The 20,265-nt window shown below is 65.0% G+C and carries 16 protein-coding genes; 5 read left to right on the plus strand and 11 right to left on the minus strand.

Going from position 1 to position 20,265, the window contains the following annotated elements; genetic code table 11:
- The first annotated feature begins 2 nt into the window (after window positions 1–2).
- From ppk1 to lpxH, 5 genes are all read left to right on the plus strand, one after another.
- On the plus strand, window positions 3–2,105 hold the full coding sequence (ppk1, locus tag RQH86_RS06320) for a polyphosphate kinase 1 (RefSeq protein ID WP_055846336.1): 2,103 nt from the start codon (window positions 3–5) through the stop codon (window positions 2,103–2,105).
- Between the two features lie 63 nt (window positions 2,106–2,168).
- Window positions 2,169–3,689, plus strand: coding sequence for an exopolyphosphatase (gene ppx / locus RQH86_RS06325; RefSeq protein WP_311240562.1), 1,521 nt, complete (start codon window positions 2,169–2,171; stop codon window positions 3,687–3,689).
- Window positions 3,690–3,918: 229 nt separating this feature from the next.
- Window positions 3,919–5,055, plus strand: coding sequence for a glycosyltransferase family 1 protein (locus RQH86_RS06330; protein WP_311240560.1), 1,137 nt, complete (start codon window positions 3,919–3,921; stop codon window positions 5,053–5,055).
- Window positions 5,036–5,578, plus strand: coding sequence for a phosphatase PAP2 family protein (locus tag RQH86_RS06335; RefSeq protein WP_115527224.1), 543 nt, complete (start codon window positions 5,036–5,038; stop codon window positions 5,576–5,578). Before RQH86_RS06330 ends, RQH86_RS06335 begins: the two co-directional genes overlap by 20 nt.
- Window positions 5,579–5,771: 193 nt before the next feature.
- The gene (lpxH, locus tag RQH86_RS06340; RefSeq protein WP_311240561.1) at window positions 5,772–6,515 is read left to right on the plus strand and encodes a UDP-2,3-diacylglucosamine diphosphatase; all 744 of its coding nucleotides are present in this window, start codon (window positions 5,772–5,774) and stop codon (window positions 6,513–6,515) included.
- A 422-nt stretch (window positions 6,516–6,937) separates the two neighbouring features.
- Here the strand turns inward: lpxH and RQH86_RS06345 are convergent, their stop codons facing one another.
- From RQH86_RS06345 to RQH86_RS06395, 11 genes are all read right to left on the minus strand, one after another.
- Window positions 6,938–7,357, minus strand: coding sequence for a hypothetical protein (locus RQH86_RS06345; protein WP_115512385.1), 420 nt, complete (start codon window positions 7,355–7,357; stop codon window positions 6,938–6,940).
- A gap of 148 nt (window positions 7,358–7,505) precedes the next feature.
- Window positions 7,506–8,759, minus strand: a complete 1,254-nt coding sequence (locus RQH86_RS06350; RefSeq protein WP_055846011.1) for a zinc-dependent metalloprotease — start codon at window positions 8,757–8,759, stop codon at window positions 7,506–7,508.
- A 1,199-nt stretch (window positions 8,760–9,958) separates the two neighbouring features.
- A complete protein-coding gene (locus tag RQH86_RS06355) occupies window positions 9,959–10,765 on the minus strand; it encodes a ferritin-like domain-containing protein (protein WP_311239715.1) in 807 nt (268 codons plus the stop codon).
- On the minus strand, window positions 10,762–11,367 hold the full coding sequence (locus tag RQH86_RS06360) for a hypothetical protein (protein ID WP_311239716.1): 606 nt from the start codon (window positions 11,365–11,367) through the stop codon (window positions 10,762–10,764). The genes RQH86_RS06355 and RQH86_RS06360 overlap by 4 nt, the downstream gene beginning before the upstream one ends.
- Complete coding sequence (purF, locus tag RQH86_RS06365) at window positions 11,342–12,808, minus strand: amidophosphoribosyltransferase (RefSeq protein ID WP_055846019.1); 1,467 nt, start codon at window positions 12,806–12,808, stop codon at window positions 11,342–11,344. The genes RQH86_RS06360 and purF overlap by 26 nt, the downstream gene beginning before the upstream one ends.
- A gap of 30 nt (window positions 12,809–12,838) precedes the next feature.
- Window positions 12,839–13,594: a CvpA family protein gene (locus tag RQH86_RS06370; RefSeq protein WP_115527219.1), complete on the minus strand. Its 756-nt coding sequence runs from the start codon at window positions 13,592–13,594 to the stop codon at window positions 12,839–12,841.
- 226 nt (window positions 13,595–13,820) lie between these two features.
- Window positions 13,821–14,882 (minus strand): SPOR domain-containing protein, encoded by a 1,062-nt coding sequence (locus tag RQH86_RS06375; RefSeq protein ID WP_311239717.1) that lies wholly within the window; start codon window positions 14,880–14,882, stop codon window positions 13,821–13,823.
- Window positions 14,883–14,949: 67 nt separating this feature from the next.
- Window positions 14,950–16,218 (minus strand): bifunctional tetrahydrofolate synthase/dihydrofolate synthase, encoded by a 1,269-nt coding sequence (folC, locus tag RQH86_RS06380; RefSeq protein ID WP_311239718.1) that lies wholly within the window; start codon window positions 16,216–16,218, stop codon window positions 14,950–14,952.
- Between the two features lie 160 nt (window positions 16,219–16,378).
- Entirely contained in the window at window positions 16,379–16,951 is a 573-nt protein-coding gene (locus RQH86_RS06385) for a hypothetical protein (protein ID WP_311239719.1), read from the minus strand.
- A gap of 168 nt (window positions 16,952–17,119) precedes the next feature.
- Window positions 17,120–17,764 carry a histidine phosphatase family protein gene (locus RQH86_RS06390; protein ID WP_055846033.1) on the minus strand — a complete coding sequence of 215 codons (645 nt, stop codon included), beginning with the start codon at window positions 17,762–17,764 and terminating at the stop codon, window positions 17,120–17,122.
- Window positions 17,765–18,150: 386 nt separating this feature from the next.
- Window positions 18,151–20,232, minus strand: a complete 2,082-nt coding sequence (locus RQH86_RS06395) for a phospholipase C, phosphocholine-specific (RefSeq protein WP_311239720.1) — start codon at window positions 20,230–20,232, stop codon at window positions 18,151–18,153.
- Window positions 20,233–20,265: the final 33 nt, after the last annotated feature.

A 20,265-nucleotide genomic window follows, 5' to 3' on the forward strand; every position in this document is an offset into this window, starting at 1 on the left:
CCATGGGCCACGCCAAACAACTGCACGACGTCACACCTTCCGAAGACATCGCCACCGATCCCTTGCGTGATCCGGCGCTGTACATCAATCGGGAACTGTCGCAACTGGACTTCAATTTCCGGGTGCTGGCGCAGGCGCTGGACGAACAGGTGCCGCTGCTGGAACGGCTGCGGTTCCTGTGCATTTCGTGCACCAACCTGGACGAGTTCTTCGAGATCCGCGCCGCCACCGTGCGGCATGCGCAGGAGTTCGGCCTGCCGCCGGCGCCGGACGGTTTGAGCCCCACGGCCATCCTCAACGCTGTGCACGACCGCGCGGCCAAACTGGTGGAGCAGCAGTACCACGCATGGAACGACGTGCTGCGCCCGGCGATGGAAGAGGCCGGCGTTGCCGTGCTCGGCCGCGCGACGTGGACCTCGCGCCAGAAGCGCTGGTTGCGTGCCTACTTCCGCAACGAAATCATGCCGGTGCTGTCGCCGTTGGGTCTGGACCCGGCGCATCCGTTCCCGAAGATTCTCAACAAGACCTTGAACATCGTGGTGGTGCTGGAAGGCCAGGATGCGTTCGGGCGTGCCGGCCATCTGGCCATCGTGCGTGCGCCGCGCTCGTTGCCGCGCATCATCCAGTTGCCGGCCAGCCTGTCGCCGGAGGGTGCGCAGAGCTTTGTGTTCCTGTCCTCGGTGTTGTCGGAGTTCGTGGACGAATTGTTCCCGGGCATGCAGGTCAAGGGCTCCTACCAGTTCCGCGTCACCCGCAATTCCGAACTGGTGGTGGACGAAGAAGAAGTCGAAAACCTGGCGCTTGCGTTGCGCGACGAGCTGGTCACGCGCGGCTACCGGCCGGCGGTGCGGCTGGAGATTGCGCACGATTGCCCGGCGCCGATCATGCGCACCTTGCTGCAGAACTTCGGCTTGAACGAGAACGCGGTGTATCGCATCGTCGGGCCGGTCAATCTGAGCCGCGTCACCCAGGTCTACGACCTGGTGCAGCGCCCGGAGCTCAAGTACCCCTCGTTCAACCCGCGCACTTTGCGCGACAGCGAGGGCATCTTCCAGATTGTCAGCAAGGGCGATGTGCTGCTGCATCATCCCTTCGATGCGTTTACCGCGGTGCTGGATGTGATTCGCCAGGCCGCCGTCGACCCGAACGTGCTGGCGATCAAGCAGACGCTGTATCGCACCGGCAAGGATTCGCTGATTGTCGATGCGCTGATTCTGGCCGCGCGCAACGGCAAGGACGTCACCGTGGTGGTGGAGCTGCGTGCGCGCTTCGACGAAGAGGCCAACCTGGGCCTGGCCGACAAGTTGCAGGAAGCCGGCGTGCAGGTGGTCTACGGCGTGGTCGGTTTCAAGACCCACGCCAAGATGCTGCTGATCGTGCGGCGCGAGGGGCGCAAGCTCAAACGCTATGTGCATCTGGGCACCGGCAACTACCACAGCGGTACCGCGCGGCTGTATACCGACATCAGCCTGATCACCGCCGATGCGGAGATCGGCAACGACGTGCACATGCTGTTTCAGCAGTTGTCGGGGCTTGCCCCGCGCATGAAGCTGGAACAATTGCTGCAGTCACCATTCACCTTGCATGCCGGTGTGCTGAAGCGGATCGAACGCGAGACCCGACTGGCGCGTAACGGCCGCCCCGGCCGCATCATCGCCAAGATGAATGCCCTCAACGAACCGCAGGTGGTGCGTGCGTTGTATTCCGCCTCGCAAGCCGGGGTGCAGATCGATCTGATCGTGCGTGGCGCCTGCACGCTGCGGCCGGGAGTGCCGGGTGTGTCGGACAACATCCGCGTGCGTTCGATCGTGGGGCGGTTCCTGGAACACAGCCGTGTCTACTGGTTCGGCAACGACGGGGCGGCCGAGTTGTACTGCGCCAGCGCCGATTGGCTGGAACGCAACCTGTTGCGCCGCGTGGAAACCTGCTTCCCGATCCTGGACCCGGATCTGGCCAAGCGCGTCTATCGCGAAGTGCTGCAGAACTACCTGGACGACAACGTCAGTGCCTGGGAACTGGATGCCGAAGGCGTGTACCACAAGCGCACCCCTGGCCCTGGCGAACCGGCCCATTCGGCGCAGATGACCTTGCTCGATCGGATCTGAGAACGCCGCGGCTGTGGCCTCTCACGTGGCCGACCGCCCATCGGCTACCATGCGGCCATGCCAATGCCCTCCCCCACGATTCCGCCCCTGCGCGACGGTGATTTTCTTGCCGCCATCGACTTAGGGTCCAACAGTTTCCACATGGTCATTGCGCGCTACCTGATGGGTCAGCTGCGCGTCGTCGACCGCCTGCGCGAAACCGTGCGCATGGCCGACGGCCTGGATGGCAAGGGTGGCCTGTCCAACGAAGCGCGGCAACGTGCGCTCGAGTGTCTGGCGCGCTTCGGTCAACGCATCCGTGAAGTGCCCTCGCTGCGCGTGCGCGCGCTGGCGACCAACACGGTGCGTCAGCTGCGTTCGCCGCAAGCGTTTTTGATGCCGGCGGAAACTGCGCTCGGGCACGCGATCGAAGTGGTCAGCGGGCGTGAGGAAGCGCGCCTGATCTACCTGGGCGTTGCCCATGCGCAACCGCCCAAACCCGATCAACGCCGGCTGGTGATCGACATCGGCGGTGGCTCGACCGAATTCATCATCGGCCGCGGGTTTCAGACGCTGGAACGCGAGAGTCTGCAGGCCGGCTGCATCGCCAGCACGCGGCGGTTTTTCCCGGGTGGCAAGCTATCGAAGAAAAAATGGAAAGATGCGCTGACCGAGATCGGCGCCGAATTCCAGCAATTTGCTGGCCAGTACAAGGCGCTGGGCTGGCATGAGGCGATCGGCTCGTCCGGCACGCACAAGGCGATCGGCGACATGTGCGCGGCGATGAAGCTCACCAAGGGTGCGATCACCGCGCAGGCACTGCCGGCACTGCGCGATGAGCTGCTCAAGGCCAAGCGCATCGAAGATATCCAGTTGCCCGGCCTGGCGGCCGAGCGCCGGCCGATCATCGCCGGTGGAATTCTGGTGCTCGAAGCGGCCTTCCAGGCCCTGGGGCTGGAGAAGCTGATGGTCAGCAAGGCGGCGATGCGCGAAGGCATCCTGTACGACATGCTCGGCCGCGGCGGCGAAAACGACCCGCGCGATAGCTCGGTGGCCTCGCTGGTGCAGCGCTACGGCATCGATGAGGTACAGGCGCAACGTGTGGAAGCCACGGCCTGCCGCCTGTTCGATCAGGTGTGCGAATCCTGGCAGCTGGATGGCGACGACGCGCAGGTGCTGCGGCGTGCCGCACGCCTGCACGAGCTGGGCCTGATCATCGCGCACAGCCAGTACCACGTGCATGGCAGCTACATCCTGGAACATTCGGATATCGCCGGTTTTTCGCGGCAGGAACAACAGGTCGTGGCCTCGCTGGTGCGCACGCATCGACGCAACGTGCCCAAGACCGCCTTCGACGCGCTTCCCGACCGGCTGCTGCTGCCCACCCGCCGCAAGGCTGCGCTGCTGCGGCTGGCAGTGCTGCTGCACCGTGCGCACGAATCGGACCCGATTCCGACACTGGAACTCACCGCCGACGACACGCGGCTGTCGTTGATCCTGTCGCAAAGCTGGATCGATTCGCGCCCGCTGCTGCGCGCCGATCTGATCGGAGAAGTCGAAAGCATGGCCGGCCTGGGCATCGCGTTCAAACCGTTTGTGACCTGAGGCCTGCGGCCTCAGGCGGGAATCGGGAATGGGGATTCGGGAATAGACGACCACGGGGCTCTGAGAAGTTTCTGACTGGCGGCGATTACGCCGAACGAATGCAGCACGCTGCCTTTGCGATTCCCGATTCCCCATTCCCCATTCCCGGCTCCACTGTCACTGCCGCGTCTTGTCGGCGCAACATCAATGCCATCGCCCTGCCGGAAGCTAGCGAAAACGGGAGAGCGGCATGCGCTACGCGATCGTTACCGAAACCTATCCCCCCGAGGTCAACGGTGTTGCGCTGACCGTCCACGGCCTGGAAACCGGCCTGCGCGCACGCGGACATCAGGTGGACGTTGTGCGTCCACGTCAGAGCAGCGACACCGGCACATCCGATGCGTTGCTGGTGCGTGGCGCTGCGCTGCCGCGCTACCCGGGGCTGAAATTCGGGCTGCCAGCGACCCAGCGACTGATCCGTCATTGGCGAACGACGCAACCGGATGCGATCTACGTGGCCACGGAAGGCCCGCTGGGCTGGTCGGCGATGCGGGCGGCACGCCGGCTGGGCATTCCGGTCGCATCCGGCTTCCACACACGCTTTGACGAATACCTGCCGAACTACGGTGCCGCCTGGCTGCAAGGCACCGCGCTACGCTGGATGCGGCGCTTTCATAACCAGGCCGACGCCACGCTGGTACCAACGCGCGAGCTGCAACAGTTGCTGCGCGACGACGGCTTCGAACGTGTGCAGTTGCTGGCACGCGCTGTGGACAGCCAGCAGTTCGATCCGGGCCGTCGCGATCATGCCTTGCGCGCCGAGTGGGGCATCGAAGGCGACGGCTTTGCGGCGATCTATGTGGGACGGATCGCCAACGAAAAAAATCTGCCCTTGGCGGTGCAGGCATTTCGCAAGTTGCAACAGATCCGCCCGAAAGCGCGTTTTGTGTGGGTCGGCGATGGCCCGGCGCGCGCAAAGATCGCGCATGAAAATCCGGACTTCATCTTCTGCGGTGTGCAGCGTGGCGATGCCTTGGCGCGCCATTTTGCCAGCGGCGATCTGTTCCTGTTCCCCAGCCGCAGCGAGACTTTCGGCAACGTGACCCTGGAGGCGATGGCCAGCGGTGTGGCGACGGTCGCCTTCGACTACGGTGCCGCCCGCGAATATCTGCGCAATGGTCAGACCGGCGCGGCGGTAGACACCGATGCGGCCTTCATCCAGGCCGCCGTCGCGCTTACCCAAGACGACGCGCTGCGCCAACGCCTCGGTGCGGCGGCGGCGCAGGCGATGAAAAGGCTGCATCCGGACAATGTGGTGTCCGACTTCGATGGCTTGTTGTTGGGCATCACTGCGGCACGGGGGCGTTATGTCGTCAACGCGGCTTGAGGTCTTGCGCGGCCACGAAGCGCGCTGGTGCCGGCGCGCAAATCACTGGTGCCGGCGCCACCCGGTACGCCGCGCATTCGCCACCGTCAGCCGCCTGGGCGATGGCGTGTTCTGGTACAGCCTGATGGGCATTCTGGTGCTGCTCGACGGCATGGACGGCGTTCGCGCATCGGCGCACATGGCCGCCACTGGCGTGCTCGCATTGACCCTGTACAAGGCACTCAAACGCTGGACCCGCCGCCCGCGCCCGTATGCGGCCGACGTGCGTATCCGCGCCTGGGTGGCACCGCTGGACGAGTTCAGTTTTCCGTCCGGCCATACCTTGCATGCGGTGTCCTTCAGCATCGTGGCGCTGGCCTATTACCCATGGCTCGCGCCGTTGCTGGTGCCATTTTCGGCATGCGTGGCGCTGTCGCGCGTAGTGCTCGGGCTGCATTACCCAAGCGACGTACTGGCCGCCACGGCGATTGGGGTGGTGCTGGCAAGCCTGTCGTTGTGGGGGCTGCCGGCACTGATTGGGTAGCGCTGTGTTGCGACACTGCACTGCGCGTCCTCGCATGTGCCCTCGCTCCATGCCCTCGTCGTTTTCCGCAGGAGAGCGGACTCTGCCCGAGTTGCCTGCGCAGGCATGTCCCGCTGCGATGCGCTAATCGCCCGCTCACGCAATCGCAGTTCCCGCGCCTCGCCATCCGGCGGTCGCGCCGTACAATGGCGCGATGACGACACTGTTCATTTCCGACCTGCATCTGGATCCGGCCCGGCCGGCGATCACCACGCTGTTTCTGGATTTCCTGCGGACGCAGGTGCCCGGTAGCGATGCGCTCTACATCCTTGGCGATCTGTTCGAAGCCTGGATCGGCGATGACACGCCGTCCACCGCGGCAGACGAGGTGGCGGTGGCACTGCACGCAGTGGCCGATTCCGGCGTCCCGGTCTTCTTCATGCCGGGCAACCGCGATTTCCTGGTGGGCGATGCATACGCACAGCGCGCGGGCTTCCGCATCCTGCCCGACCCCACCGTGATCGATCTCTACGGCCATACGACGCTGCTGATGCACGGCGACCTGCTGTGCACCGACGACACCGCCTACCAGGCGTTTCGCACGCAGACGCGCGACCCGGCGTTCCAGGCGCAGTTTCTGGCGCAGCCGCTGGCAGCGCGCGTGGCGTTTGCGCAGCAGGCGCGTGCGGCTAGCCAGGCCCGCTACGCCGAACTCAAGCAGGGCGACCAGGCGCAGCTCGAAACCGTCACCGACGTGTCGCCGGCCGAGGTGGAAGCGACCTTCGCGCGGTACGGGCTGGATCGCATGATCCACGGCCATACCCATCGCCCTGCAATCCACACCCTGCACGCCGGTGGCAACACCTGCACGCGCATCGTGCTGGGCGACTGGTACGAGCAAGGTTCGGTACTGCATGTGGATGCCGATGGCGTTGCGTTGGAGCAGTTGCCGCTTTAGATCCGGCACTCGCAGCTGCACCTGCATGCGAGGATCACGCCGCGGTGAGCCCTGACGCCGCCGGTTGCGCGCGCGTCGCCGCTGCTATCCGCATCGCAGGCCAATCGTGACTCACGCTTCGCAAGCAAGACAGCGTGCCACCGGATACCGGCAAGGACGTTCGGTAAGGCCAGCCAATGAAGAGCGCGCTCAAAACGACGCAGCGCGCGCGTTCTGCATTTCAATCCGAGTGTCGCAGCGAGTCCACCCGGCATCGGACATATCGATGAATCGCGCTGTTGAAGGGCCGCACTTGGCAACGCTCATCGACAACCGATGCCGCTAGCAATAGCGCGCTTTGGTGCGGAAATCCTCAATTCTCAGCGCTCGGCGGCGACCCAACGCGGGCGCGCACTCCTGCCTGACCAAACCACTTCAACGCGTCACTGCATGCTGCGCGCACGCTCGGCATAGTCGACGAAATCCGCATTGACCACGTCGTACCAGAACAGCGTGCCGTCGGCCTGGACGCGGAAGCGGTCACGCACCGGGCTGGTCTGCGGGTCGCCTGGGCAGCCGTCGCCGTGGCGTTCGTGCACGGCAAATTCAAACACGTCCGGCGATGGCGGATCGTCTTGTTCGGCCATGATGCTGATGCAGTTGTCCGGGTACACCTTGTCGCTCTGCAAGCGCGTTTCGAGTACCTGCAACGCACGCGCTTCGGCAGCGTTTTCGGTGGTCGGCGCTGGCGCCGCAACTGCGGGCTTGGGTGGAGTGGCGGCGGGCTCGGCCGGTTGCTGTTTGCATCCGGCAACTGCCAGCGCGGCCAGGCACAGCAGCGCATAACGCGAGGACATGGACATGAGTGCTCCGCTGACGGGACGTGGCCGGCAGGTGCCGACGGTGCGTCTAGTCTGCGCGATCACCGCGCTCGGGTGTAGCGCAATGGCCCGACACCTCTCGGTGCCGGGCCATCGCAATCACACAAGGAATCGGCGAAAGCCGCAAAGATCAGCGGAAGCCGGCGATCGTGGCCTTGGTGTTGACCAGCACGCGCTGATTGTCGGCGGTGCTGGCATTGCCCATGGGCACGCCGTTGTAGCTGATGTTGGGGTTGGACCAGTAGTTCAGCCGGGGGCAGCCGCTGGTGCAGTCGTAGGCCATGATGGTGCGCCAGCTGTTGCCGTAGCGATAGCCGTGACCGTAGGCGTATGGCGAGGTGCTCGGGTCGTTGGTGGAATCGTGGCGGGCACTCTGCAAATGCCCGATTTCATGCGCAAAGCTGTAGTAGCCAGTGGCGCAATCCCAGTACACAGATGCGAAGGCGCTGGCGGCCGTGGAGCCGATGCCCGAGGCCAAGCCGCAGTAGCTGCTGTTGTCCAGCACGATCACCCCCACATCGGCCGTGTAGGTGTTGCGGCTGGTGTGGATGCTGTCCATGTAACCGTCATTGGTGACGCGGAAGCGCTGCAGGTCGGTGGTGAAGTTGCCGGTTTCGGTGTAGCTGGTGGTCTCGTACCGCGCCAGCTGCAAGGTGATGCCGACATTGCTGTTGATGTAGCCCTGGTTGGCTTCGGCCACCGCCAGTTGCACCAGCGACTGCATGTTGCCGCCGTACGCGGTTACCGCCTTGTTGGTGGCCACGACCAGCACACGGATGGTGGCCGGGCTGCCGGATGAGGCGGCCGCCGCGGTCACGCGCCCATCGCCAGGCATGTCGAACTTGGGCAGCAGGCTGTATTCGGCCGGATGCTCCTGCGGCATGCGCTGCTCGTCGACCTGCACCAGCACATGGCGGCCATCGGCCAGTGGACGCAGGCGATACAGCTTGCCGGCATAGCGAATGGTGCCGGTGACGGTGTCGCCGCTACGCACCAGGATGGCCGAGTTCAGCGGATCCACGCCCGACAAGGTGCGTGCACGGGTGCCGGCACGCGGGCCGAGGTTGCCGTACCACACGCTATCGCCGCCTTCCAACGCATCCACCTTGGCCTGCGTGGCGGTGATGGTCTGGCCATCCAGCTGCAGTTCCAGCAGTTTTTCACCGGCAACCACTGCACCGGCGTCGAGCTGCACCACCTGTGCGTTGGTGGTGGACGGGGCGCTCAACAGGCGTTGCAACGAGGGTTCTGCGGTAGCGGTTGCCGCGGCGCCGCGGCTGAGTGCCGGACCGGTTTGATACAGCGGCTTGCCGGCAGCGGCAGCCGATCCGGCCAGGCACATGGCGATCAGACCCACTGTGGTGCACATCGACTTCGACTTCATCGTCTCTCTCTCCTAAGACATGGAAGCAACGGGTGCGAAACACCGGGCCCCTGTCCCCGGGACGCCATTAGGGCGCGCCTGAATGTACCGAATGCAAGTTGTTGCAAAAGAAAATTACATTTCTGTGATGCTTGCCGATGACTGGATGCGATTCCGGCGCGCCTGCGCAACGACGTAGCGCACAGTTCCGGTCACCCGGGGTGGCGGTGATGCGCGTGCGTTGTGCCGCACCCCGGATATCGCGGCGGCGAGAGTCAGCCGGTTCACGCAGGTGCATCGACAGACTGAGAGCCGGTAGCACACCACTACGTGTCGATCAGCCGGGTGTCGGTGTTGTTCGGCTTTGCCTGTATGACGCGGACATGCGGGATGCCGGTTCTGGGTGCGCCTTCTGCAGCCATCGGCCTCTCGCTCGCGGCGTTTTGTCAGCCGCTCTAACAGCGAGGGGGGTTCTCGGTTTCTTGGGAAGCTTGGGTGCTTTGACTGGGTCGGTTGCGGAGCGCTTGATCTGCGCTTTATCTGCAGGGCCCTTGGCCGCCCACCATCACGGGACACGCCGTGCATCCATCCATGGAGCTCTCCGCTGTCTTGGGAAGCCTGGGTGCTTTGACTGGGTCGGTTACGGAGTGCTTGATCTGCGTTTTATCTGCAGGGCCCTTGCCCGCCCACCATCGCGGGACACGCCGTGCATCCATCCATGGAGCTCTCCGTTGTCTTAGGAAGCTTGGGTGCTTTGACTGGGTCGGTTGCGGAGCGCTTGATCTGCGTTTTATCTGCAGGGCCCTTGCCCGCCCACCATCGCGGGACACGCCGTGCATCCATCCATGGAGCTCTCCGTTGTCTTAGGAAGCTTGGGTGCTTTGACTGGGTCGGTTGCGGAGCGCTTGATCTGCGTTTTATCTGCAGGGCCCTTGCCCGCCCACCATCGCGGGACACGCCGTGATGGTCGGTGTGTCTGGTTTTCAATCGCACAGTCGGCCAAGGCTCCGACGCGATGTACTCATTGCCTGCGGGAAAAACGGCGGCGGCAGGAATGGATTCACTGCGTGCCTTCCGACTGGTGAAGGCACTACGGCATCGACCAGCGCAGCTTGCGAAGTTCCGATGACGCCAAGCGCACGTACCGCACCACTCTGCGGCCAGTGCCCGACCAGGCATGCGCGTGTTCCGCTCCACAACAGCACGATCAACCCGCTTACTCAGCCAGCCTGCTCCACCAGATCGGCCAGCTCGTCTTCGTCGAAACCGGCAAGCAGCCGTGCCTGCAGATTGAACGGGCCATGCAGGTAGCCGCCGGCGTATTCGCGCAGCAACGCCTTGAAGCGCGCCCGTGGTTCGATACCGGCCTGCGCGCAATACCAGCGGTACCAGCGCGAGCCGGCCGCGACGTGCGCCACTTCCTCGCGCAGGATGGTCTCCAGTACCTCGGCCGTGGCGGCATCACCGAGCGAGCGCAATTTGACGATCATCGCCGGTGTCACGTCCAGGCCGCGCGCTTCCAGCACCCGCGGCACCAGCGCCATGCGCGCCAGACCGTCATGCGCGGTTTTCTCGCACATTTCCCACAGCCCGTTATGCGCGGCAAAGTCGCCGTAATCGTGTCCATGCGCCTGCAGGCGCGCGCGCAGCAGCAGGAAGTGGCGGGATTCGTCGTCGGCCACCGCCACCCAATCGGCATAGAACGCATCGGGCAGGCCGCGGAAGCGATAGGCCGCATCCCAGGCCAGATCGATCGCATTGAGTTCGATATGCGCAATCGCATGGATGAAGGCCGCGCGCCCTTCCACTGTCCCCAGTCCCCGCCGCGGCAACTCGCGCGGATGCACCAGTGCCGGTGTGGCCGGCCGGCCCGGCATGCAGATCGGCGCAGGTGCTGGCGCGGCCGCATTCAACCGCAGCTCGCCATCGCGAAACGCGGCGGCGTATTGTTGCGTCAACGCGACTTTTTGCAGCGGATCGGCAGCATCCAGGCAGGCGCGTGCGGCGTCGAACAGATCGGTGATCACGGCGCCTGCCGCACCTGTTGCTGACCCAGTGCCGCGAGCGATGCGGCACGCACCCGTTCGCAGGCGTTTGCCTTGATCCGCAACTCGCAGGCGGTGCGTTTGGCACACACCAGCGCGAACAGACGGGTGCGATCGGCCTGCGCAGGCGCTGGCACCGATGACGGCAGCGCGCCCGGACCACCCGCACCAACACCGATTCCTGCCCCGAGCAAACGCGCCTGGTCGCTGCGGCAATCCACCGCGTACGTCCATTCCGCCAAACCCGCTGGCGGCGCGCCTGCGGCTGCCGCTGCGCGCAGGCGCACGACAACAAGTGACTCGCCCACGCGCGTGGCGCCGGCTAGATCCAGCCGCTGCGCGCCGGCAGGCGTGGCGAATGCGGGGTCCAGCGCGGCCTGTTGCTGCCAATCCAATTGCATGTCCAAGGTGGTGCTCAGCGCAACAGGCACCTGCCCGTTGCGCAAACGCGGGTCGTCCAGCGTGCGGATCGCCGCAGCCTCATCGGCGGCGCAGCCCGCCAGCAGCGCTGCCACCCCGGCAGCGACCACGGTCAGGTGGCCGCGGCGACGCAGCAGTTCAGGCGCGGCGACGCTTCTTGGCATCGTCCGAGCGCAGTTGCTGGATGCGTTCGAAATAGCCCGGTTCGATGCCAGTGATGTACTCGCCGTTGAAGCACGAGGAATCGAACTGCTTGATGTCCGGGTTGCCTTCGCGCACCGCCACTTCCAGATCTTCCAGGTCCTGGTAGATCAGCCAGTCGCAGCCGAGAAACTCCTGAATTTCCAGCTCGCTGCGGCCATGCGCGATGAGTTCTTCGGCGGCCGGCATGTCGATGCCGTAGATGTTGGGATAGCGCACCGGCGGCGCGGCCGAGGCCAGATACACCTTCCGCGCGCCGGCATCGCGCGCCATCTGCACGATCTGCCGGCTGGTGGTGCCGCGCACGATGGAATCGTCCACCAGCAGCACCACGCGGTTGCGGAATTCCAGGTGGATCGGGTTGAGCTTGCGACGCACCGATTTCTGCCGCTCGCCCTGCCCCGGCATGATGAAGGTGCGGCCCACGTAGCGATTTTTGACGAAGCCTTCGCGGTACTTCACGCCGAGCACGTTGGACATTTCCAGCGCCACATCGCGCGAGGTGTCCGGGATCGGAATGATGGTGTCGATGTCGTGATCCGGGCGCAGGCGCAGGATCTTTTCGCCCAGCTTCAGGCCCATGCGCATGCGCGCCTTGTGCACCGAGATGTTGTCGATCATCGAATCGGGACGCGCGAAGTACACGTACTCGAAGATGCACGGCGCATTGATGGTCGGGGCTGCGCAGACTTCCGAGAACAGCTCGCCGCGCGCAGTGATCACCATCGCCTCGCCGGGACGCACGTCGCGCACGCGCTGGTAGCCGAGGATGTCCAGCGCAGCCGATTCGGAGGACACGATGTATTCGGTACCTTCGGCGTGCTCGCGCTTGCCCAGCACCAGCGGACGGATGCCGTGCGGGTCGCGGAACGCCACCAGGCCCAGACCCAGCACCACGCTCACTACCGCGTAGCCACCCTTGCAACGACGGTGCACGCCGGCCACCGCGCGGATCGCCGCCTCGGGAGTCAGCATGCGCTGTGCGTCCAGTTCGTAGGCGAACACGTTCAGCAGCACTTCGCTGTCCGAATCGGTGTTGATGTTGCGGCGGTCGGCTTCGAACACCTGCTGGCGCAACGCCTCGGTGTTGATCAGGTTGCCGTTGTGCGCCAGCGCGATGCCGTAGGGCGAATTGACGTAGAACGGCTGCGCCTCGTCCATGCCTTCCGAGCCTGCGGTCGGGTAGCGGCAATGCGCGATGCCGACGCGGCCTTCCAGCACCGCCATCTTCTTTTCGTCGAAGACATCTCGCACCAGGCCATTGGCTTTTTGCACGCGCAAGCGCGTGCCGTCGGCGGTGGCGATGCCTGCGGCGTCCTGCCCACGATGCTGCAGGACGGTCAGGCCGTCATAAAGTTGCCCGGCGACGTTTTGGTTGCCGACAATACCGACGATGCCACACATGGTGCGCGTTCTCCGCTGCGGCTTGCGCCGTTACTGTGAAGGTGGCCGTGCCTGGCCTTGGGATTCGACCCGAGCCGGGTCGCTTTCTCCGCCGCGAACCTGCGCCGGATCGATATTGGCCGGCATCGCCTGCGCCGGATCGCGTCCGTCGCTGGCGGCATTGCCGGGTTTGCCAGGTTTACCGAGCGCCCGCGACACGGTGTCGCTCAAGCCGGACCCGGACAGCATTTTGCCCAGGTCGGTATTATCGCCTGTCGAGGGCAACTTCCCCAACTCCGTGGGCAAGTTGCCGAGTTCCATGGATGGCATGTCCATCGACGGCATGCGCCAGGCCGGCAGTTGCGCTCGCATCCAGCCGGCGCCGGGCTGCAGGATCGGCAACAGTACCGATTGCCGCCACGCCGGCTCACGCGGCAATGGCGTAAACCCCATCAGCAGCACCAGCACACTGGCCAGAAACCCGCCACGCACCACGCCCAGACCGAACCCGAGCATGCGGTCGGTCCCGCCGAGTTTGACCGCATCCACGCCGGCGCGAATGACCATGCCGATCACCGCCACGCTGATCAGCACACCCACAAACACCATGGCGTAGCCACCAAACGACTCAGTGGCCGACGGATGCTTGCCATCGGCCAGCCAACGCGCGGCCGCGCCGCCAAACAGAAATGTGGCCCAGCCCGCCAGCAACCACGACAAGGTGCCGACCACGATGGCGACAAAGCCGCGCAGCAAGCCCAACAGGGCCGACACCAGAATGATGACGCCCAGCACCATGTCGATCATTGGCGACTTCTCCGCTCGGCGCATGGGCCGGTCCAACGTGGCTTGCTGATCATTGCCTTCCCCTCCGTGGGCGTGAGGCTGTCGAAATTGCGGGTATGGCCGAAAGATGCCAGCGCTGATCATCCGCCACTGCGGTGCCTACAACACGTGGACGGGACGCGTCGCTCCCACCGATTCGCACCACTGCCGCGCTCGCCTGGCGGGGACGCGACGCGTTGAGGTCATCTCAAGGATGCGGACGCACCATGCCGGAAATGCCGACCTTGGCCGCGACCTGCGCGCGCAACTGCTCGGCATCGCCACGGTTGGCGACCGGGCCGACGCGCACGCGGTTGAGCGCGCCCTTGTCGGTACGGACCTGTTCGACAAAGGCGCTGAAGCCGGCAGCGCGCACACGGTCGCGCAGGGCATTGGCGTCTTCGGCGCGGCCGAACGCGCCGAGCTGCACGGCAAACCCGACGCCGCTCGCGGCAGGGGCCGCCGGCACGGTGGGTGCGGCGGCAACGGGCTTCGCAGCCTCGGGCTTGGTCGGTTCTACCTTGGCAACTTCCGGCTTGGCCGGCGCCGGTTTGGGCGCTTCGGCCGGCTTGGGAGCGGCGGCGACCGGCTTGACCGGTTCCGGCGGCAGGCTTTCGATCTTGGGCGCAGCAGGCGCGCTGGCAGCGGCCACGCTGCTGGGTTTTGCAGCCGACGCGGGCGTTGGCGTCGCAACCGGCGCCGGTGCGGCGGCATTGGCGTCCAGCGTCACCACCTGCGCATTGACGTCGCCGCGCACCTTCACTGCCTGCAGCCTGGCCGATTCGGCCTGCGCCTGATCGGCATACGGCCCCACGCGCACGCGCCAGGCTGGGCGGCCATTGATCTGGGTCTTCTCGCTGAAGCCGGGCAACTGCGCCTGCTTAAGCCGCGCAATCACCGCATCGGCATCGGCGTTGGTGGCATACGCGCCAAAATTCACCGCGTAGTTGCCGGCCGCCACGTCCGGAGCTGACGGCGCGCTGCTGGGGTTCGCCAGGTCGGCTGCGTCCGGGTTGTCCTGCACCGCGGCCGGAGCGCTGGGGGCACCCGCCATGCCCAGCGCACCACCCGCCGGCGCATTGCCAGGGGTGACCAGCGGCAATTCGCGGGTTTCGAACTCGCCATTGCCGGGCGCGGCAGGCGCCTCCAGCGGCACATCGGCGACACCGCTGGACGGCGCGGGGCCCTTGACCAGCATCGGCAGGAAGATCACGGCAAGCGCCACCAGAACGATGGCGCCAATCAGTCGCTGTTTCAGAGCAGTGTCCACAGTAAAGAGAGCTACAGGCGTGGCGGGGTGCCGCGGCGATTATAAGGCCGGCGCCACCTCGCCGACCCTAGTGGGCTGAACGAAGTGCGTTCAGCGCGTCGGCAACGGTATGAAACGAGCCAAACACCAGCACGCGGTCGCCCGGGTTGGCCATGGCGAGCACCGCATGCACGGCGCCGGCGACGGTGTCATGGCATGGCGCCTGCGCAGCAACCGTGTCTTGCAGGCGCTGCCGCAGAGCCTGTGCAGACTGGCCACGCGTGCCTTCCAAGCCGGCCAATGCCCAATGATCGACCTGCGCGGCGACTGCCTCCACCACCGCCGAGACGTCCTTGTCTGCCAGCGCCGCGTAGATCGCATGCGTGCTGCCGGCAATTGGCTGCGCGCCTAGCGCCTGCGCCAGCGCGCGCGCGGCCTGCGGGTTATGCCCAACATCCAGCAACACTTCCACGCCTGCAACGTCGCTGCGCTGCAGGCGCCCCGCCACCTGGGCATCGGCGATGCCCAGCGCCCATGCCGTTTGCGGCAGCTCCACCGGCAAGGCCTGCAGCGCAGCGATGGCCGCGGCAGCGTTGGCTAGTTGCACGGGGGCCTGCAATGCCGGCATCGGCAGCTCCAGGCGCACCGCCACATCGCGCCAGCGCCAATGCTGTGCGTCGATCGGCTCGAAGAAATAATCGCTGCCGGCGCGGATCGCGTTGGCACCAAGTTGGTAGGCGCGGCGCAGCACGCTGGAGGGCGGGTCGATCTCGCCCAGCACCACCGGCTTCCACGCGCGGATGATGCCCGCCTTCTCGGCACCGATCGCCTCTCGGTCCTCGCCTAGCCAGTCGGTGTGGTCGATATCCACGGTGGTGATTACCGCCACATCCGAATCGATGAGGTTGACCGCATCCAGGCGCCCACCCAGGCCGATTTCCAGCACCGCCAGGTCAAGTTCGGACCGCTGAAACAACCACAGCGCCGCCAGCGTGCCGTACTCGAAATAGGTCAGCGGCGTCGTGCCACGTGCCGCCTCCACTGCCGCAAGTGCGGCGACCAGCGCGGCATCGCTCGCATCGACACCATCAATGCGCACACGCTCGTTGTAACGCAGCAGATGCGGCGACGTGTACGCCCCCACCTTCCACCCAGCGGCGCGGCCGATCGCCTCGACAAAAGCCACCGTCGAGCCCTTGCCGTTGGTGCCGCCCACAACGATGACATGCTTGGCCGGCGCCTCGATCTGCAGCCGCGCAGCCACCTCGCGCACGCGCTCCAGCCCCATCGCAATGCTGCTGGGGTGTTGCTGCTCGATGTAGGCGAGCCAGTCGGTGAGTGTGGTGGGAGTGGTCACGGGGTTACCTGGAGTTTTGCAACCGCCATTATCGCGCTTTCACCATGCATCAAGAAAATCGGCTTACTGTCCGATGCTCTGCGTAGCGTAGCTGAACTGATTTGACGGAGCTGGCATGCGGCGTGCACGGGCGTGACGAGAAAGCAAGCTTCCTTGCTGCTTATTGTGGTCCGTAGATTTTGCTGACACGTAAGCCTAAGAGTGAGCGCTGGCCGTTCAATGTCACCGCAATCTGCTGATCAGGGTAGCGCTGGTAAGACGCTTCACTGATGCACAGATAGTTTGGAAATGCATGCTCCACTGGCCCACCTCGCAACTGATACTTACATCCCGCACTCGACTGGTAATAAGTCTGCATGACATAGGCCTCCTCAAACTCACTGCCAAAAGTCAACGTCAATAGCCAAGGCAAGGTTTTTGCCAACAGCAACCAAAACAGAAATCCCATCATCACCGGCATTCCGAAGAACATGGCCACCTTGGTAACCCTCCCTTCGCCATCAAGCTCGAGCGGCAAACCGAGACGACGGTTACGCCTGCGAAGCAGCATAGCCAGCAGGATCCCGACCACTAAGGCGGGCCACTTCCAGTAACGCCCCTGTAGAAATTCGGCCGGGATGAATTCAGTGAACAGGCTCAGCAAAATGAGGCCCATGATCACGAATATCGAAGCCACTTTCAGTAACGCAAATAGCTTTGGCTTCGGCATCACCAAAAAACCCTTCGGAAGCATTATCAGATAACCCGAACAAAACAGAACAATGAAGAGCTGGACTCGGCTCAGCCAACATTCCACGGGCGATGCAAGCGGCAATACACCTGACCTAGACAAACCACGCATGCCTGGGCACCGAGAACGCCGCAACAAGCTTTCATGAGGGCAACGCTGTCGCTCCTAAAGCTACAACGCCCGATGCTTGGCTTCCCCAAAGAACGGGGTGTGGTGCGCGCAGTCGTTGAGGCGCACCACTTCCAGGTGATCGACGTCGTCGCCTTCGAGCAGGTTGAGCGTGGTCGGGGCCTGGCGGAAGCTCCACAGCTTGGACAGCGGCAGGCCCAGGATCTTGCACAGGATCACGCGGTTGACCGCGTCGTGCGCGACCACCAGCAAGGTGTCGTCGGCGCCCAGGCCATCGGCCGCGCGCGTTAGTCCGCGCCAGCTGCGGTCCAGCACCTGACGCAGCGATTCGCCGCCCGGCATCAGCACGGTGTCCGGCTCTTCGCGCCAGGCGCGCAGGCGCGCGGGGTCCTTGTCGTTGATCTCGCTGGCCAGCAGGCCTTCCCACTCCCCATGGGCAATTTCCTGCAGGTCTGGATCGGTCTGCAGCAGGCTTTCGCGCGATGCGCCCAATGCAGCCTTGGCAGTGGCCTGCGCGCGCGACAGCGGCGAGGCGACCGCACGGGTGATCTGCAGCGCCTGCAGCCGCTCGCCCAACGCACGTGCCTGGCCTTCGCCAACCGGCGACAGCGGAATATCGATCTGGCCCTGGTAACGGCCTTCGGCGTTCCACGGCGTCTCGCCGTGACGAGCAAGCAGGATGCGCATGCGCTGAGAGTTCCTTGGGGGAGGGGCCGGCACGCCGCGGCGAAACCGGACCGCATCATAACCGCTCCCCGCCCCTTCCCTCTGCGCTTCAGCGCACGCCCTGTTCCCTGCTGACCGCCGCGCGGCCGTTACGCACCCCATCTGAGCCTCTAGACCCTCCAAGCTGAGGCTGTGCGCTTCCGATCCTCGGATCCTGGTGAACTTGTCGAGGCCGGCAGCGGTGCCGGCGCGTTCAACCTGGAGATCGGCCGCTGTGTGCCGGTGTCACGCGCGCGATGCAGCGAACAGCGCCGCCACGCTGGACCTGCAGCCCCTTGCACGCAGTACGCGTCCCGATACGGCAGGGCGCTGTTCCGGGCCAATATCCGCCACTCTGCCAGGCGCACTCAGACGCGACCGAACGCCGGATCGCTGCGACTGGGCTTGCCGGTTTCCAGATGGCCGGCCAGACGCCGCCGGAACGCGCCGCCCGGTTGCTCGACGACCACGTCGTACCAGTGATCGCTTGCGGCGAGCGGCAACTGCAGGATCTGGCGCTGACCTGCAGAAAGTTGCAGCGCGCGCGGGATCGGATCTGCGTAGTCCAGCGCGCGCAGTTGCAGCGTGCAAGGCTGTTGCCCGGCGTTACCGATCTCCAGGATCAGCGTGCCGCCGTCCTGGCGCGCTTCGAGCCATGGTGCTGCCGCTGGTTGCGGCGTGGTCGCCAGATCGCCGGCAAATTCGCGCAGAAATCCATTCGGCCCGTGCACGCGCAGCGCATATGCGCCGTCGTGCGCGGCGCCCATCGGAACGTCATCGAGCCGGGTGCCAGGTAATACCGTGTAGTACCAAGGCCCGCCAGTGGACGCGCTGGTGTAGACGTTGAATGCCGCCGCAGCCGTCCCTGTGTTGACGAACTGCAACTGCAGCGCGCCATCGCCCTGCACGCGTGCGTGCACCTGTACGGCATATGGCAACGCGCGCGCCGGGCGTTGGCCGGGCTCTTGTCGCGGCATGACGGCGTTGGTCGGCGGCACCGGCAACGGCTTATTGCGTAGCGCCGCCGTGCGTGCGCGGTAGTCGCCGATGGACGGCAATGCGCTTAGCGCCGAATCGTCCGGCTTGCGAAAATCGAACACACTGGTGAGATCGCCACTGACCGCGCGACGCCACGGGCTGATATTCGGCTCGGCCACACCGAAGCGACGTTCCAGCAACCGCAGCACCGAAGTGTGATCGAACACTTGCGAATTGACCCAACCGCCACGCGTCCATGGCGAAATCACCAGCATCGGCACGCGGATGCCCAGACCCACTGGCACGCCGTTGTAGGCCTCGCCGCGCACATCGACATTGCTGCGACCCATGCGCGCGTCCAGCGCTGGCAATGGCGCCGGCACATGGTCGAAAAAGCCGTCGTTCTCGTCGTAATTGATGATCAAGGCTGTTTTCGCCCAGACCTGCGGATTGGAGGTCAGCGCATCGATCAACCGCGCCACCAGCGATTCGCCGTAAGCCGGCGGCGCTTCGGGATGTTCGCAATATGCAGTCGGCGGAATGATCCACGACACCTGCGGCAAGCGATTGCTCTGCACGTCGGCAGCGATCGCGGCAATTAGGTGGTCAGCCTGGGTGCTGGCTGCATTGTCTGCGGTGGATCCGGGCACACAGGCACGCGCGCGGCGATAACGTTCGTCGGCTGTGTCCAGTCCTCGATAGTGCGCAAAATACGCCAACGAGTTGCAGCCGAAATTGTCGTATTCCTGATACACGCGCCAATCGATGCCGGCCGCCTGCAAGCGCTGCGCATAGGTGGTCCAACCCATCGCCGCGTAACCGGGTTTGTCGCGCGCCATGTCGGCGGTCCAGTTGCCGTCATCGGCGTTGTCGGCCACCTGCGCGCGGGTATCGCCCACACTCAGCCCGCTGGTGCCGGTGAACAGATACATGCGATTGGGATTGGTCGGCCCGTGCATCGAGCAGAAGTAGCCGTCGCAGATGGTGAACGCATCGGCGAGTGCGTGGTAGTACGGAATGTCGTGACGTTGGAAGTAGCCCATCGTCAACTCGCCCTTGTAGGGCACCCACGCGTCGTATTCGGCCCAGCGCGCCGGGTCCTGCCCGTGGCCGGCCTTCCACGAATGATCCAGGCTTTTGATCAGCGGCGCGCTCGTGGTTTGCGCATCGAAGGCAAACGGCAGCAGTCGGCGCCCATCGGCCGCCGGCTGACTCCACACCGGCTGACCATCGCGCAACTGCAGTGCATGCGGATCGCCGAACCCGCGCACACCGCGCAGCGTGCCGAAGTAATGATCGAACGAGCGATTCTCCTGCATCAGGATCACCACATGTTCGATATCGCGCAGCGTACCGGTACGCGCATTGGCTGGCAGTGCCAGCGCGCGACCGATCGACGACGGCAATGCCCCGGCGGCGGTGAGCGCAGCAACGCGCTTGAGGAAATCGCGGCGCGAAGAAGATGACGTCATGACGAAAAACCCTGCAAAAGTCGGTGACGTGCA

Source organism: Xanthomonas sp. WCS2018Noco2-27 (assembly GCF_031843525.1).
In the GTDB taxonomy this organism is placed as follows: domain Bacteria; phylum Pseudomonadota; class Gammaproteobacteria; order Xanthomonadales; family Xanthomonadaceae; genus Xanthomonas.